The organism is Bacillus sp. YH3-2-B2, from assembly GCF_053663335.1.
In genome coordinates this window covers 663,159-680,193 of sequence record NZ_JBSJQE010000001.1, presented here as the reverse complement: position 1 = coordinate 680,193, position 17,035 = coordinate 663,159, and the positions used below count along the sequence as shown (strand labels likewise).

Annotated in this window: 14 protein-coding genes; all 14 read right to left on the bottom strand. The window is 49.6% G+C overall.

Annotated features, from left to right (window positions below; all coding sequences use genetic code 11):
- Positions 1-98 precede the first annotated feature (98 nt).
- Complete coding sequence (gene pyrE, locus ACWJJX_RS03410) at positions 99-731, bottom strand: orotate phosphoribosyltransferase (RefSeq protein ID WP_007611309.1); 633 nt, start codon at positions 729-731, stop codon at positions 99-101.
- Entirely contained in the window at positions 728-1,447 is a 720-nt protein-coding gene (pyrF, locus tag ACWJJX_RS03405; RefSeq protein WP_166706300.1) for an orotidine-5'-phosphate decarboxylase, read from the bottom strand. The genes pyrE and pyrF overlap by 4 nt, the downstream gene beginning before the upstream one ends.
- Complete coding sequence (locus tag ACWJJX_RS03400) at positions 1,416-2,351, bottom strand: dihydroorotate dehydrogenase (RefSeq protein WP_003154377.1); 936 nt, start codon at positions 2,349-2,351, stop codon at positions 1,416-1,418. Before ACWJJX_RS03400 ends, pyrF begins: the two co-directional genes overlap by 32 nt.
- Positions 2,351-3,121 (bottom strand): dihydroorotate dehydrogenase electron transfer subunit, encoded by a 771-nt coding sequence (locus ACWJJX_RS03395; protein ID WP_071391855.1) that lies wholly within the window; start codon positions 3,119-3,121, stop codon positions 2,351-2,353. Before ACWJJX_RS03395 ends, ACWJJX_RS03400 begins: the two co-directional genes overlap by 1 nt.
- Positions 3,118-6,333 carry a carbamoyl-phosphate synthase (glutamine-hydrolyzing) large subunit gene (gene carB / locus ACWJJX_RS03390; protein WP_003154382.1) on the bottom strand — a complete coding sequence of 1,072 codons (3,216 nt, stop codon included), beginning with the start codon at positions 6,331-6,333 and terminating at the stop codon, positions 3,118-3,120. The genes ACWJJX_RS03395 and carB overlap by 4 nt, the downstream gene beginning before the upstream one ends.
- Positions 6,318-7,412, bottom strand: a complete 1,095-nt coding sequence (locus tag ACWJJX_RS03385) for a carbamoyl phosphate synthase small subunit (RefSeq protein WP_007409730.1) — start codon at positions 7,410-7,412, stop codon at positions 6,318-6,320. Before ACWJJX_RS03385 ends, carB begins: the two co-directional genes overlap by 16 nt.
- Complete coding sequence (locus tag ACWJJX_RS03380; RefSeq protein ID WP_071391857.1) at positions 7,409-8,695, bottom strand: dihydroorotase; 1,287 nt, start codon at positions 8,693-8,695, stop codon at positions 7,409-7,411. The genes ACWJJX_RS03385 and ACWJJX_RS03380 overlap by 4 nt, the downstream gene beginning before the upstream one ends.
- Positions 8,679-9,593, bottom strand: coding sequence for an aspartate carbamoyltransferase catalytic subunit (locus ACWJJX_RS03375; protein WP_070081798.1), 915 nt, complete (start codon positions 9,591-9,593; stop codon positions 8,679-8,681). The genes ACWJJX_RS03380 and ACWJJX_RS03375 overlap by 17 nt, the downstream gene beginning before the upstream one ends.
- A gap of 141 nt (positions 9,594-9,734) precedes the next feature.
- Positions 9,735-11,045, bottom strand: coding sequence for a uracil permease PyrP (gene pyrP, locus ACWJJX_RS03370; protein ID WP_007409727.1), 1,311 nt, complete (start codon positions 11,043-11,045; stop codon positions 9,735-9,737).
- Between the two features lie 154 nt (positions 11,046-11,199).
- Positions 11,200-11,745 carry a bifunctional pyrimidine operon transcriptional regulator/uracil phosphoribosyltransferase gene (pyrR, locus tag ACWJJX_RS03365; RefSeq protein ID WP_003154392.1) on the bottom strand — a complete coding sequence of 182 codons (546 nt, stop codon included), beginning with the start codon at positions 11,743-11,745 and terminating at the stop codon, positions 11,200-11,202.
- A gap of 188 nt (positions 11,746-11,933) precedes the next feature.
- On the bottom strand, positions 11,934-12,848 hold the full coding sequence (locus ACWJJX_RS03360; RefSeq protein ID WP_003154395.1) for an RluA family pseudouridine synthase: 915 nt from the start codon (positions 12,846-12,848) through the stop codon (positions 11,934-11,936).
- 1 nt (position 12,849) lies between these two features.
- The gene (lspA, locus tag ACWJJX_RS03355) at positions 12,850-13,311 is read right to left on the bottom strand and encodes a signal peptidase II (RefSeq protein WP_196616593.1); all 462 of its coding nucleotides are present in this window, start codon (positions 13,309-13,311) and stop codon (positions 12,850-12,852) included.
- A 101-nt stretch (positions 13,312-13,412) separates the two neighbouring features.
- Positions 13,413-13,784, bottom strand: a complete 372-nt coding sequence (locus tag ACWJJX_RS03350) for a TraR/DksA family transcriptional regulator (RefSeq protein WP_003154399.1) — start codon at positions 13,782-13,784, stop codon at positions 13,413-13,415.
- Positions 13,785-13,933: 149 nt separating this feature from the next.
- Complete coding sequence (gene ileS, locus ACWJJX_RS03345; protein ID WP_024085284.1) at positions 13,934-16,699, bottom strand: isoleucine--tRNA ligase; 2,766 nt, start codon at positions 16,697-16,699, stop codon at positions 13,934-13,936.
- Positions 16,700-17,035: the final 336 nt, after the last annotated feature.

The following is a 17,035-nucleotide window of genomic DNA, read 5'->3' as shown; positions in this document are numbered from 1 at the left end:
TAGATTTGTACTAAATTTTAGCACAATTCTAACAGAAGTCAACCCGAGTTTTTTGATAGGAATAATAAAACAGGCCCTGAGGCCTGTTTTTATTGTCATTATTTTTTAAACCAATCTTTTGACTCGGGATTCAGTTTCCATGATTTCAGTTTTTCAATGTCAGCTGAATGAATCGTTCCGTTTTCAAGCGCGACTTCAATCAGCGTGTCATAATCGGTTAACGAGTAATAAGGAAGACCCGCTTTTTTAAAGGCTTCTTTTGCTTTCGGCAGTCCGTATGTAAAAATGGAAATGACGCCGAGGACTTCCGCGCCCTCTCTTTGAAGGGCCGCCGCAGCTTCAAGCACGCTGCCTCCGGTAGAAATCAAGTCTTCAATCACGACTGTTTTTTGTCCTTTCTTAATGGCGCCTTCTATTTGATTTCCTTTGCCGTGCGCTTTCGGTTTGCTTCTGACGTAGCACATCGGCGCGCCTGTACGGTCTGCGAGAAGCGCAGCATGCGGAATGCCCGCCGTTGCAGTGCCCGCGATCATCTCCGCCTCGGGGAAATGCTCCTTCAGCAGTTTGCCGAGCCCGTCCGCCACATCATTTCTCACTTTTGGATACGACAATGTCAGACGGTTGTCACAATAGATCGGTGATAAAATGCCGCTCGCCCACGTAAACGGCTCATTCGGACGTAAAAAGACAGCTTCAATGTGTAATAGATGTTTTGCGATAGCCTGTTTCATCGGCGAACGCCCTCCCATTCCAGTTTAATTGCTTCATATGCTTTAACGGGGTTTTCCGCTTTTGTAATTGAGCGGCCCACGACGATGGCTGACGAACCGTTTTCTTTCGCAAATGACGGAGTCGCCGTCCGGACTTGATCGTCAGCTGCGTCACTGGCCGTGCGGATGCCCGGCGTGACTGTCAGAAATGAAGGCCGGACCGCTTCATAAATGGCTTTTGTTTCATGGACCGAACATACCACTCCGTCCAGCCCGCACTCTTCCGCCATTTTGCCGTAGTGCACAACCGTTTCTAACAGCGGCTTTTGCAGCAGAAGCTCTTCCTTCGCCACCTGCTCTGAAGTGCTGGTCAGCTGAGTCACCGCGATTAAAGACGGGCGTTTTCTGCCTGCCGGCGTGCCTTCTTCAAGCCCCTCTAGGGCCGCGCGCATCATGCGTGCGCCCCCTGCCGCATGCACATTGACGAGATCAACGCCGAGACCGGCAAGCCGCCTCATCGCTTTATTGACCGTAGTCGGGATATCATGAAGCTTTAAATCTAAAAATATATCACAGTTCCGTTCTTTTAATTGGTGAATGATGGCGGGGCCTTCCTGATAAAAAAGTTCCATCCCCGTTTTGACAAAAAGCCTTTCCTTTTCAAACAAGTCTAAAAACGTTAAAGTCTCTTCCCCTGATGCAAAATCAAGCGCGATGATGGGCAGGTTGTTTTTCATGTTTCCAGCTCCTTCCGATGCATTCACTTACAGATTGAAAGCCGTGTTGGCGCAGCACACGGGGGAGCTGTTCTATGATTTCCGGGCAGACGAACGGATTGACGAAGTTCGCCGTGCCGACGGCAACCGCACTCGCTCCCGCAAGAAGAAATTCTAATGCATCCTCTGCAGTCTGAACGCCGCCCATCCCGATAATCGGAATTTGAACGGCCTGGCTGACTTCGTATACCATCCGGATGGCGACCGGTTTGATCGCCGGGCCTGACAGTCCGCCCGTTTTATTTGCTAAAATCGGCCGTCCGGTCTTGAGATCGAGCCTCATCCCGATGAGTGTATTAATCATCGTCAGACCGTCAGCACCGGCCGCTTCAATCGCTTTGGCAATTTCGGTTATGTTTGCGACATTAGGCGAAAGCTTCACATACACAGGCACTGCGGAAACTTCTTTCACCGCTTTTGTCAGTTCGGCCGCCATGACGGGATCAGTACCAAAAGCAATCCCCCCCGTTTTGACATTCGGACATGAAATGTTAAGCTCAAGCGCATGCACATTCGGCGCTTGGCTGATGTGCTCGGCCACTTCTTTATAGTCGTCCACCTGAGAACCGGCGACATTTGCGATAATCGGCGTGTCAAATTGTTCGAGCCAAGGCAGCTCATGATTGAGCACATGCTCAAGGCCGGGATTTTGCAGTCCGATGGCATTCAGCATTCCCGCGCTTGTCTCCGCCACTCTCGGTGTCGGATTTCCGAAGCGGGCTTCGTTCGTCGTTGCTTTAATCATAATGCCTCCGAGGCATGATAAATCGTAAAATCCGGCATATTCTTTCCCGAAACCGAAACATCCGGAAGCGGGGATGATCGGGTTTTTCAATTGGAGACCCGGCAGATTCACCTCTAACATTACAGCGCCACCTCCTCAGCTTTAAATACCGGCCCGTCCAGGCAGACCTTTACATAGGATGTATCGCTTTCACCCGTGCGGCACACGCAGGCGAAGCAGGCCCCGATGCCGCAGCCCATCCGCTCTTCCATCGAAAGGTAAACCTCTTTATGGCCGTACTGCTGCTTCAGAGCTTTCAGCATCGGTGTCGGTCCGCAGCTTAGCAGGACATCGAATTCGAGCTGCTTTTCACGGATGATATCGGTGACAAACCCTTTCTCTCCATATGTTCCGTCAGCCGTCGCCACATAAGTGTCTCCGTACGCACGGCATTCCTGTTCGTAAAAAACATCCTTTGCTGATTGAAATCCAAGCACATGAATGACGTTTACGCCTTTTTCCGTCAGGCGCTTTGACAGTTCCTGCAAAGGCGGAACCCCCACTCCGCCTCCGACTAACAGCGCGGTTTTGCCGGGTTCAATCCGCCGGACGGGAAATCCGTTGCCGAGAGGGCCGAGAACGTCTATCCTGCCGCCCGCTTTTTTCCCGGACAAAAGACGCGTTCCCTCACCGTCAGCTCTGTAGATAACGGATACTTCATCCGCGGCGAAATTGACGTCCGCAATGCTGAGCGGTCTTCTTAATAGCGGCGTGACCGCGTCACTCACCTTCAGATGAAGAAATTGACCCGGCTCGGTAAGGTGCCGGACAAGCTCTCCTTTCAGCACCATCTTATAAATCCGGTCGGCAATTTCTAAGTTGGATTGAACAGTCAAATGCGCTTTTTTCATATCGTGACTGCCGCCTTTTGATTGGTTTCGGATGCAGGCATATGATCCGCCCGGAATGTCATGCTTTCCAATACCCGCAAAATGGCTTCGGCCGTATCTAAAGATGTCAGGCAGGCGACTCCGTTCTCAACGGATTCGCGGCGGATTCTGAAGCCGTCTCTGGCCGGCTGTTTGCCCTTTGTCAGCGTATTGATGACAAATTGCGCTTCGCCGTTTCTGATCACATCGAGCAGATTTTTCCCTTCTTCGCCGATTTTCCCGACGACTTGAGCCGGAATCTGAGCGTCTTTCAAATAAGCCGCCGTTCCTTCCGTCGCCAAGATTTTATAGCCGATGGCGTGGAACCGCTTGGCGATCAGCAGTCCTTCTTCTTTATCTTTATCAGCAACGGTCAACAGCACTGAGCCGTAGTTCGGGATTTGAATGCCAGAGGCAATCAGCGCTTTATAGAGCGCTTTTTCCAAGGTTGAATCTTTGCCCATGACCTCTCCCGTCGACTTCATTTCAGGGCCTAACGTAATATCCACTCTTCTCAGCTTCGCGAATGAGAAGACAGGCGCTTTCACGAATACCCCCTGCTGTTCAGGCTGCAGCCCCTCTTGATAGCCGAAATCAGCAAGCTTTTGGCCGAGAATGACCTTTGTCGCCAGATTCGCCATCGGAATCTTAGTGATTTTGCTTAAGAACGGCACGGTTCTGCTTGACCGCGGATTTACCTCAAGCACATACACCTCACCTTGCGACAGTACGAACTGGATGTTCAGCAATCCGATGATGTTAAGGCCTTTTGCCAAGGCTACAGTGTATTGTTCGATTTTTTTCTTAATGTCTCCGCTTAAAGACTGAGGCGGATAGACGGCGATTGAATCCCCTGAATGGACGCCGGCCCGCTCGATATGCTCCATAATTCCCGGAATAACGACTGTTTCGCCGTCAGATACGGCATCGACTTCGATTTCTTTCCCCGTCAGATAACGGTCGATTAACACCGGATGCTGCGGGTTGATTTTGACCGCATTTTTCATATAGTGAAGCAGCTCTTCTTCGTGATAGACGATTTCCATCGCCCGGCCGCCGAGCACATACGAAGGGCGGACAAGTACCGGATAGCCGATGGATGCAGCGATTTTGACCGCTTCGTTCACCGACACGGCGGTTTTTCCGAGCGGCTGCGGCACATTCAGCGCCTCAAGCGCCTGCTCGAACTTATCCCGGTCTTCCGCACGGTCTAAATCTTCAAGTGATGTACCGAGAATTTTGACGCCGCGGGCGCTCAATTCTTCCGCAAGGTTGATCGCCGTCTGGCCGCCGAATTGGACAACAACGCCTTCCGGCTGTTCCAAATCGATGATGTGCATGACATCTTCTACCGTCAGCGGTTCAAAATACAGTTTGTCTGATATGCTGAAATCAGTGGACACCGTCTCAGGGTTGTTGTTGATAATAATCGCTTCATAGCCTGCCTGCTTGATGGCCCAGACAGAATGAACGGTCGCATAGTCAAATTCGACGCCCTGTCCGATGCGGATCGGGCCGGAGCCGAGGACGACGACGCTTTTTCTTGATGTTACCTCAGACTCATTTTCTTCCTCATATGTGCTGTAAAAATACGGGGTTTCTGATTCGAATTCCGCCGCGCATGTATCCACCATTTTATATACAGGCTTGATGGCTGCTTCTTTTCGCATTTGATACAGCTCTTGTTCCGGCATATTCCATTCCCGGCTGATATATTTGTCGGAGAAACCGAGTTCCTTCGCTGTCTGCAGGACGGCGAGGCTGCCTTTTTCCGCTTTCAGCTCGGTTTCAAAAGCGACCAGCTTACAGAGCTTGTGCAAAAAGAATACGTCAATTGCGGAAAACTCATGAAGCTGCTCCACTGTGTAGCCTCTTCTGAACGCTTCTGCGAGATAAAACAGCCGTTCATCTCCGGCCTTTCTGATCCGTTTTTCCAAAAGCCCGTCAGAAATCTCTTCCGCATCCTTCAGTTCCAGGTGATAGACATCGGCTTCCAGTGAGCGGACCGCCTTTAACAGCGATTCTTCAAGGGTGCGTCCGATGGCCATGACCTCTCCGGTGGCTTTCATTTGCGTCCCGAGCCTGCGGTTTGCCGACTCAAATTTGTCGAACGGCCAGCGCGGGATTTTAGAAACGACATAGTCAAGCGCGGGCTCAAAAGCCGCATATGTTTTTCCCGTTACGGGATTCATCATTTCATCAAGAGAAAGCCCGACTGCGATTTTCGCCGCAAGCTTTGCGATCGGGTAACCCGTCGCTTTTGAAGCGAGGGCAGATGAGCGGCTCACCCGCGGATTCACTTCGATAATGTAGTATTGGAAGCTGTCGGGATCGAGCGCGAGCTGAACATTACAGCCGCCTTCAATGCCGAGCGCGCGGATCAGCTTTAATGAAACATTGCGCAAAAGCTGATATTCCCGGTCGCTCAAAGTCTGGCTCGGGGCAACGACGATGCTGTCGCCCGTATGGATGCCGACCGGATCGATATTTTCCATATTGCAGACGACGATCGCGTGATCTCTGCTGTCTCTCATGACTTCATATTCGATCTCTTTGTAACCGGCGATGCTTTTTTCCAGAAGGCACTGATGGACGGGGCTGAGCTTTAATCCGTTTTCGACGATCTCTTTCAGTTCCGCTTCATTCGAGCAGATGCCGCCGCCCGTTCCGCCTAATGTGTAAGCGGGGCGCACGATAACCGGAAACCCGATCCGGCCGACAAATTCCTCAGCTTCCTGTAAAGTGCGGATGATCTCACTTTCCGGCACCGGTTCATTCAGCTCATTCATCAGCGTACGGAATAAGTCGCGGTCTTCCGCCTGCTGGATGGCAGACAGCTTTGTGCCGAGCACTTCCACTCCGCATTCCTCAAGAACCCCGAGTTCAGACAGCTCGACGGCAAGATTCAGTCCGGTCTGTCCTCCCAGAGTCGGCAGGATGGCGTCCGGCCGTTCTTTTCTGATAATACGCGTGAGAAACTCCGGCGTCAGCGGTTCTATGTATACCCGATCAGCCATTTCCGTATCCGTCATAATCGTTGCCGGATTCGAGTTGACGAGAATGACTTCATAGCCTTCTTCCTTTAAAGCGAGACACGCCTGTGTGCCCGCATAATCAAATTCCGCCGCCTGTCCGATAATAATCGGGCCTGATCCGATCACTAAAATCTTTTTAATATCTACGCGTTTTGGCATACCGCTTCCCCTTCTTTCTCAGTTGTTTCGATCAAGTCAATGAATCTGTCAAATAAGTGATTGGCGTCTTCCGGCCCCGGTGAAGCTTCAGGGTGGTACTGAACCGTAAATGCCGGCAATGTTTTATGCTTGAGTCCTTCGATCGTTTGATCATTGATCGCAATGTGCGTCACTTCAAGCTCTGTTTCATCTATTGAAGAAACTGTATATCCGTGGTTTTGGGCTGTTAAAGCGACTTTCCCTGTCGCAAGCTCTTTAACCGGATGATTGGAACCCCTGTGTCCAAATTTCATTTTTTCCGTCTCCGCTCCCGATGCCAGCGCAAATAATTGGTGGCCGAGGCAGATTCCGAATAACGGCACCTTCCCGAGTATGCCTTTTATCATTTCAATGGCTTCCGGCACATCTTTCGGATCTCCGGGTCCGTTAGAAAGCATGATGCCGTCCGGCTTGAGCTGAAGCACTTCTTCCGCCGTTACATTGTACGGTACAACGATGACATCGCATTTTCTTTTGTTTAACTCTCTTAAAATGCCGTGCTTCATACCGAAATCGACGAGCACGATGCGTTTGCCGCGGCCCGGACTCGGATATGCCGTTTTCGCCGATACTTGAGCGACTTGATTTCTCGGCAGTTCCGTTTCTTTCAGCCTTGCAAGAACCTCTCCGACATTCTCCTCACTTGAAGCAAACGTTCCTTTTAATGCGCCGGCCGTGCGGATCATTCTGGTGAGTTTTCGCGTGTCGATCCCTTGTAAGCCGGGGATATTTTTCATTTTCAGATACTCGTCAAGCGTGTAAGCCGAACGCCAGTTGGAAGGCAGCTCGCACAGTTCTTTTACGATCAGCCCTTTTACAAAAGGAGTGATGGATTCAAAGTCATCTCTGTTAATTCCGTAGTTGCCGATCAGCGGATACGTCAGCGTCACGATCTGCCCGCAGTAAGACGGGTCTGATAAAATTTCCTGATAACCGGTCATTCCCGTGTTGAATACGACTTCACCCGCAGTATGCTCCAGGCTCCCGAATGCTTCACCCTCAAATACCGCTCCATTTTCCAGCACTAGTCTTCTTTTCATTTGACGAGTCTCCCTTCTTCGTATGCAAGTTTACCGGCAGCCATCGTTGCAACAGGCCAGCCGAAGCACTTCATCTTGTTGAATGGCGTATTTTTTCCTTTAGATAAAAATGTATCTTTGTCAATGGCCGCTTCTTTTTCCAGATCAATCAGGGTGATGTCAGCCGGCGCCCCCGGTGCAAGCGTTCCGTACGGAAGACCGAATGCCTCGCAAGGTTTTACCGTCATGAAATCAACCAGCTGCTTCAGCGTCCACGCCCCGTTTTTCACAAAATGTGTGTACAGAAGCGGAAAGGCAGTTTCTAAACCGACGATACCGAAAGGCGCAAGCTTCATGTCCGTGTTTTTCTCTTCTTCTGTATGCGGCGCATGGTCAGTGGCGATGAAATCAATCGTACCGTCTAAAAGCCCTTCAATCAGCGCCTCTCTGTCCTCTTTGCTGCGAAGCGGCGGATTCATCTTAAAATTGGTATCAAGTCCCGGGATATCTTCGTCACAAAGCAGCAGGTGGTGCGGCGATACTTCCGCCGTCACGCGGATTCCCGCTTTTTTTGCGTCTCTTACGGCTCTGACGGATTCTTTCGTGCTGATATGACACACGTGGTAATGGCAGCCCGCCGCTTCCGCCAGCAGGACGTCACGGGCAATATGTACCGCTTCACAAATGGAAGGTATGCCGTTCAGGCCGTTCGCTTTTGAAAAAGATCCTTCATGCACGCTTCCGCCGTAAATCAGTGAGTTATCCTCACAATGAGCGACAATCGCTTTATTTATTGAAGCCGCCCGTTTCATGGCTTCATACATCATTCCGGCCGTCTGAACGCCGACGCCGTCATCGGTGAAGGCGAATGCGCCCGCTTCATGAAGCGCCTCAAAATCTGTCATTTCTTCCCCGGTTTGTCTGATCGTAATCGATGCGTAAGGAAGGACCCTGACAGATGAGGTTTCTTTGATCCTGTTTTGCAGCCATTCCATCTGCTCTTTCGTATCCGGCACGGGCCTTGTATTCGGCATGGCGGCGACTGTGGTAAAGCCGCCCCGCGCCGCGGCTTTAGAGCCCGTCTCAATGGTTTCTTTTTTCTCCCCGCCCGGTTCTCTGAAGTGGACATGAAGGTCTACGAGCCCAGGTGAAACGAACAGTCCCTCAGCGTCGATCACCGTTTCTCCGTCTTTCGCTGTCAGAAGCCCGGTTTCCGAAATGAATTCACCCGTTACCCGGATATCCTGTACCGCTTTTTCTCCCTGTTCATTTAATATCCAGCCGTTTTTAATGAGATAAGACATAAGCCGCTTCTCCCCTTTTCACATTGGTTTGCAGTGCTCTTTTTAAGACCGCCATTCTGATATACACACCATTTTCCATTTGTTTAAAGATTCTTGATTTTCCGCATTCCACTAATGTTGTGTCAATTTCGACTCCTCTGTTCACCGGTGCGGGATGCATGATGATGGCATGCCGCTTCATGCTCTCCGCCCGCTTTGCGGTCAGCCCGTATGCTTCCAGGTAGCCTTTTTGGTCGGCTTCTGTCTGATGCCTTTCATTTTGGATGCGGAGCAGCATGACGACATCTGAAGCTTGTATGGCTTCATCCGTCTGAACACAGGTGCCGAAGGCGTTTTTCTCATCCTGCCACTGCGGCGGACCAGAAAACAGCACACGTGCGCCGAGCCTTGTCAGCACCTCGGCATTTGACCTTGCCACCCTGCTGTGTTTGATATCGCCATGAATGGAAACCGTCAGGCCCTGAAAGGTCTCAAATTCCTCTTGAATCGTCATTAAATCGAGCAATGACTGAGTCGGGTGCTGGCCGCAGCCGTCGCCGGCGTTTAAAATCGGAATATTGACTCTGCCGGTCAGATCTTTGTAATATTCATCCGTGCTGTGCCTTATGACGCAGGCGTCCGCTCCGATTGATTCCAGTGTTTTGACCGTGTCGTATAAGGACTCGCCTTTTTGAACGCTTGTGCTCGTGCCGTCTAAGCTGAGCACGTTCATCCCGAGTTTCTTTTCCGCCACTTCAAAGCTGAACCGCGTTCTCGTGCTCGGTTCAAAAAACAGATTCGCAACGAATTTTCCCGCGAGATCGGGACGGACTGCACCCTCTTTTATCGCTTTTGCCTCTCGCAGCAGTTCTGTAATTTCAGCCGCGCTCAGTTCAGACATCGCCGTTAAATGATTCATGTTTTTTCTCCTCCGTTTCCGCTTGAAGGCCGTAAAAAACACCCCGGTCTATAGACTCGGGGTGCGGTTAAAGAGAGAAGAGCCGTACAGCTTCTTCCCGTTATAACCCTTCCAAGCCTCTCTGGACTTTCTTTAAAAGGTTTACATATGATTTTGTTTTTCTGATGCAATCGCGTCTTCTTCATTTGCATGCGGCAGGATAAGGTTCAGGATGACTCCGACGATTGCCGCAAGCGCCATGCCGGATATTTGGAACCCGCCTTTTGATACTTGAATAAAAGCCCCTCCGACGCCGATCACGAGGATGACGGATGTGATAATTAAATTCCGCTTGTTTTCATAATCAATGTTGTTGTCAATCAGCATTCTTAAGCCGCTGGAGGCGATAATTCCGAAGAGCAGGAAGGAAACGCCTCCCATAACCGCGGACGGAACAGAGCTGATCAGCGCTGAAACTTTGCCGATAAATCCGAAACACAGCGCAATCACTCCCGCGCCGCCGATGACAAAGACGCTGAAAACTCTCGTAATTGCCAGGACACCGATGTTTTCGCCGTATGTTGTCGTCGGCGGGCCGCCGATTAACGAAGCGATAATCGTCGCTACGCTGTCCCCCATTATGGAGCGGTGCAGTCCCGGCTTTTTAATGAAATCCTGTCCGACGACTTTACTCAGCACCATTTGGTGGCCGATATGTTCTGACATCGTCACGAAAGCGACCGGCACCATCGCAGCGGCAATGCCCAATGTCACTGACGGCGTGTAGTCTTTGAAAGGGATGATAAATTCAGGAACGGCGAACCATTTTGCATCAATGACCGGCTGAAAATTGACGATGCCCTGTGTCAGCGCAAACAGATATCCGCCTATAATGCCGATCAATACCGGAATCAAGCTTAAAAATCCCCGTAAAAAGATGGCGCAGATAATGGTGATGGCCAAAGTGACGCCGGCTACACTGAAATGTTTCAGGCTGTAGACGAGTTCCTTCGCATTCGGATCAGCATACATTGCCATATTGACGGCTGTGCTTGCCAGTCCGAGGCCGATGACGATGATGACCGGCCCGACGACCACGGGGGGCAGCAGCTTCATCAGCCACCCCGTTCCAAGCTGCCTGATGAGCAGCGCGATCAGGCCGTACACAATCCCCGCCAGGAAAGCGCCGACCATGGCAGCCCCCGGCCCTCCCGTCGCCTTCACCAAGATAATCGGTGATATAAAGGCGAATGATGAGCCGAGATAAGCGGGAATCTGGCCTTTTGTCACCAAGAGATAGGCGAGTGTCCCGATTCCGCTCGTGACAAGCGCCACTGCCGGGCTCATTCCGACCAGTTTCGGCACGAGTATGGTTGAACCGAACATGGCGAATAAATGCTGCAGGCTGAATGACAGCCAGGACAATGGATTGGGGACGTCCCTGACTCCCAGGTTTACTTTTTTCTTACTCATGGCGTTTTCCTCCCGGTTGACTTTCAAATGGTATAAAAAAACCTCTTTGCTTTTTGCGCAAAGAGGCATACAAAGCCCGGCCGCGTCGATCCGCCCGGCTTTGTGTTTTAAAATCCTCTTTGCAAACTCTCTGGAATGCATTTAAAAAGGGTGATTATTCATTTTCGTAAATGGCGACCATATCAGTCTGATCAACTTCGCTCAGCTGAACCATCACTTTTTCAGCTTTTGAGGTCGGAATGTTTTTCCCGATATAGTCCGCTCTGATCGGCAGCTCCCGGTGTCCTCTGTCGACAAGCACGGCAAGCTGTATCGATGACGGCCGCCCGACATCAACGAGAGCATCCATCGCAGCTCTCACCGTCCGGCCGGTATAAAGCACATCATCAACCACAATGACCTTTTGGTCTGTGATATCGGCCGGAATGTCCGCGCCTTTTACAAGCGGCTCTTCATTGCTCGTTTTTTTTGTGAGATCGTCACGGTAAAGGGTGATATCGATTTCCCCGACGGTGACCGGATTTCCTTCAATCTGTTCGATCCGCTCGGCCAGCCGCTTCGCTAAATAAATACCTCTTGTTTTAATCCCTACAAGAATGCAGTCATTCATTCCTTTATTCCGTTCGATCATTTCATGGGCTATCCTTGTCAGCGCCCTTCTGATGGCCTGTTCGTCGAGAATAACAGCTTTTTGATTCACTCGTGACACCTCTCCATTCGTATATAAGAAGAAAAAACCCCTCCTGCCAGAGCATAGAGGGGTTCCTTTCCAGGACCAAGACACACGTGTATCTCTTCTGTCCTATCCGTTATCCTTCTCAGCCTCTCTGGACTGTGTTAAAGAATCTATTCAGCTTGTTTTTATTATTTCAGAAAAGAAACTCGCTGTCAATGGCTATTTCTCAAATGTTCAATGAGTTTTTTCATATCTTCAGGAAGGGGCGCTTCAAACTCCATGTATTCGCCCGTCCGCGGATGGTCAAAACCTAATATTCCGGCATGAAGCGCCTGACCGTTGAAATCAATGGTTTTTCTCGGTCCGTACTTCGGGTCGCCTGCCAAAGGAAATCCGATATATTTCATATGAACACGGATCTGATGCGTTCTTCCGGTTTCAAGACGGCACTCTACGAGCGTGAAGTCTTGAAAACGCTCAAGCACGTGGAAATGCGTGACGGCGTTTTTGCTGCTTTCTCTTGTTACGGTCATGCTTTGTCGGTCTTTTTTATCTCTCCCGATCGGAGCGTCAATCGTTCCGTCATCATGTGAAATCAACCCGTGGACAACCGCTGTGTACTTTCTCGTCACGGTTTTATTGACGAGCTGATTAACGAGTGATTCATGCGCCATATCGTTTTTGGCGACCATTAACAGGCCGGAGGTATCTTTATCAATCCGGTGGACGATTCCCGGGCGCATGACGCCGTTAATGCCTGAAAGATCGTTGCAGTGAGCCATCAGTCCGTTTACAAGCGTCCCTGTCACATGGCCGGGCGCCGGGTGTACGACCATGCCCCGCGGTTTGTTCACAACCAAGACATCCTGGTCTTCATAGTAAATGTCCAAATCCATCGGCTCTGCAAGCACGTCCAATTCTTCCGGTTCAGGAATGGTGACGTTTACCTGATCGCCGGGCTGCATTTTATAATTCGCTTTTACGGATTTGCCGTTAACGGATACCAGTCCCTCTTTTACCCATTGCTGCACTTGAGTGCGTGACCAGTTTTCTCCCGTTGAAGCCAAAAATTTATCAATCCGTTCGCTCTTTTGTTCAGGCTGAACGGTTATCTCAAATTGATTCATGTTATTGCTCCTTCTTTTTCCCGCTGTCAAACAGCATATGAATAAATAAAAGTATTACACCGACGCACAGTGAGGAGTCCGCGATATTAAAAATCGGATAGTGATAATCCACGATGATGACATGAATAAAATCCACCACTTCCTGGCGCGCCGCCCGGTCAATAAAGTTTCCGGCCGCACCTCCCAGCATTAAGCCGAGAGAAATTCCGAGTAACATCTGCCCTTTTGCATAACGCTGTATGTAAAAAACGATTCCGATAATCACGGCGATGGTAATGACGTAGAAAAACCACATTTGGCCGGCTAAAATCCCCCACGCCGCTCCCGTGTTGCGATGAGATGTGATATAAAGCACCTGGTCGATGACAGGTATGCTTTGTCCCAATTCCATATGGCTGACGACAAGCCATTTGGTCAATTGGTCGGCAATAATAATAAAAAGAGCGATAAGATAATAAAGCACACACGTTCCTCCAGTATACAGTTACTTTTATCCTTTATGAATTTTATCAGTAAAAGATGCCGGAGTAAAGGCAGATCATAAGCGTATGCAAACAGACGCTGTCACTCATACAGCGCCTGATCATATGCATAATCTCCGGGTTCCCAATATGGAAGGGTTTTCTTTTCAAATTGAGCGGGATAATAAAAATCATCAGCGGTTCTGGCCGTCGGCAGCACCGCAAGTTTTTCAATCGGAATGGGGGCGCCTGTTTTTTCACAATAACCGTACGTATTGTTTTCAAACTTAGACAGGGCAAGAAGAACATCCTGAAGTTCTTCTTTTATATGATAGATCAGAGTTGCTTCTTGGTCGTTCATTGAAGGTTCAACAGATGCTGACATTTGAAAGCAAGAATATTCGAATAATCTTGATTGAAGTTCTTCTTTCATCATGAGAAGCTCCGTGTGGATTGCGGTCAGTTGATCATTCATTCATCACAACTCCTGCTCTTGATGTTATAGCTTTATTGTTGCCCTCAGAGCGCCATTTGAAGCCCATAAGAATTTTCCTGCCGTTCTAATCGATGACATTGCTGGCATGTAAAAAAGCGCCCGGCTGACACCGGGCGCTTTCTCATTTATTATTTTTGATAATATTTTTCAACGATTTCCGCATTGCGCAGTGATAATGTCGGATATTTCGGATTGGCTCCGACATCTTTAGAAATTACGCGGGAACGCTCACACATCTGGCCTTCCGCTTTTTCTACGGTCATTTTTCCTGTTGTGAAGCTTTGCGCGTTTTCCGGCGCTTCACTTTCGTCTTTTACTGTCAGTTCTGAGACGATAAACAGCTGCGCGATGTTTTCTTTAATGGATGACAAGAGGTCGCGGTTTTCTTTGTTCGGATACAAAGTCAGGCTCGCTTCCAATGATCTTCCGATAATTTTTTCGTTACGGGCTGTTTCCAAAGCTTTCAGCACGTCGTTTCGAAGCTCCATGAAGCGGTCGAATTTTTCTTCTGTCGCTTGACTGTCCGGAACAGCAATGGTTTCCGGCATATCTGTCAGCTGCACGCTCGCTTCTTCAACAAATGATAAGTGAGACCACATTTCATCCGCCGTGTGCGGGAGAATCGGCGCCGTCAGTTTCACTAACGCCAGCAGCGTTTCATAAAAGACGGTCTGCATGCTGCGGCGGTCCGGATGATCCGCATGCTCGATGTACACAACATCTTTTGCAAAATCAAGATAGAAGGAGCTGAGCTCGATCGTACAGAAATTGTGAATGCTGTGATAAACAACCGCAAATTCGTATTCATCGTACGCTTTTTTCACCTTATCGATCAGCTTATTCAGCTTGATCAGCATATATTGATCCACTTCGCGGAGATCTTTTACATCCACGGCATTGACGCTTGGATCAAAATCGAACAGGTTGCCGTGAAGGAAGCGGAACGTGTTGCGGACTTTCCGGTATACTTCCGCGACCTGCTTCAGAATATCTTCAGAAACCGGGTGATCGGCCTGATAGTTTACGGAAGATACCCATAAACGCAGAATTTCAGCTCCAAGCTGTTTTGCGATTTTTGTCGGGTCAATCGTATTGCCGAGTGATTTACTCATTTTACGGCCGTTTGCATCAAGTGTAAATCCGTGGCTTAATACGCCTTTATACGGCGCTTTGCCGGTGACTGCAACAGCAGTGGAAAGAGATGAGTTAAACCAGCCGCGGTATTGGTCAGAGCCTTCAAGGTATAAATCAGCCGGACGGACAAGATCATCTCGTTCTTCAAGAACGGCCTGATGGGAAGAACCTGAATCAAACCATACATCCATAATGTCTTGCTCTTTCGTGAAGATTCCGTTCGGGCTTCCCGGATGTGTAAATCCTTCCGGCAGGAGGTCTTTTGCCTCTCTTTCGAACCAGACGTTTGAGCCGTGCTGTTTGAACAGCTCAGACACGTGTTCAATCGTTTCGTCAGTGATGATCGGCTCACCGTTTTCTGCATAAAATACCGGGATCGGAACCCCCCACACGCGCTGCCTTGAGATACACCAGTCACCTCGGTCGCGCACCATGTTGTAAAGGCGCTGTTCGCCCCACTCCGGCACCCACTTCGTTTGTTTGATGGCATCAAGCAGATCGGATCTGAAATCTTTAATTGACGCAAACCATTGCGCTGTCGCTCTGAAGATGGTCGGTTTTTTCGTTCTCCAGTCATGCGGATAGGAGTGTGTAATAAACTCGAGTTTCAAGAGCGCGCCGTTTTCTTCAAGCTTCTCCGTGATCGGTTTATTGGCTTTATCGTAAAACATTCCTTCAAAGCCCGGCGCTTCGTCGGTCATGTTTCCTTTTTCATCAACGGGGCACAGTACTTCTAAGCCGTACTTTTGGCCGACGATAAAGTCATCTTCCCCGTGGCCCGGGGCAGTATGAACACAGCCTGTTCCGGCATCGGTTGTGACGTGGTCACCGAGCATGACGAGTGAATCTCTGCCGTACAGCGGATGTTCTGCAGTGATGTATTCTAATTCTCTGCCTTTATATGATGCGACAACTTCAGGATTTTCAAAGCCGCATGCCTCCGCTACGTTTTCGATCAGTTCAGCCGCCACTACATAACGCTTGTCTCCAACCTTGATGACATTGTATTCAAGATCAGGATGAACGGAAATTCCGAGGTTGGCAGGCATCGTCCACGGCGTCGTCGTCCAGATGATGAAGCTTTCTCCGTTTTCCAGAACGCCTTTACCGTCTTTCACCTTAAACGCAACATAAATAGACGCGGAACGTTTGTCCTGATATTCAATTTCCGCTTCTGCTAAGGCAGATTCACTTGAAGGCGACCAGTTGACCGGCTTCAGACCTTTATAAATATAGCCTCTTTTCGCCATCTCGCCGAAAACGCGGATCTGCTGCGCTTCAAATTCAGGCTGAAGCGTAACATACGGGTTTTCCCAATCGCCTCTGACGCCGAGACGCTTGAATTGTTCGCGCTGTCTTTCGATCTGCTGCCATGCATAATCTTCGCAAAGCTTGCGGAAATCAGCGACGGACATTTCTTTCCGGTTTACTTTTTTGTTTTTCGTCAGCGCCGTTTCAATCGGCAGTCCGTGCGTATCCCAGCCCGGCACGTACGGTGCGTTGTAGCCGCTCATTGATTTATAGCGGACGATGAAGTCTTTCAGGATTTTGTTCAGGGCATGGCCCATGTGGATGTCTCCGTTTGCATAAGGAGGTCCGTCATGCAGCACGAATTTCGGGCGGTCTTTCGTCCGTTCTTGAACAAGACGGTAAATATCCTGCTCCTCCCAGTCTTTTTGCATGTCCGGCTCACGATTCGGCAGATTTCCCCGCATCGGAAAATCTGTTTTCGGCATTAACAGCGTATCTTTGTAATCCATTTTCATTCCTCCACAACATTTTTCAGAAAATAAAAAAAGCCCTCTCATCCCATAAGGGACGAGAAAGCTTATCTCGCGGTACCACCCTTTTAGAAAAAACGGATCATCCGTCTTTTCCTCTCGAACATCGTAACGTGATGGAACGTCCTTTCCTACTCTCGGTTCAGAAAGGAAACTAAAGGGCTGATCTGCATGATTCCGGCCATCCCGGGCTTTCACCTTCCCCGGTTCGCTTTATAGCCTGTTTTGAGTCATGCCGGTCCCTTTCAATCGTCTTTTCATCTGAATTTATGAACGTATTATATTCGAACGGGCCGGAGAATGTCAAGAAAATCT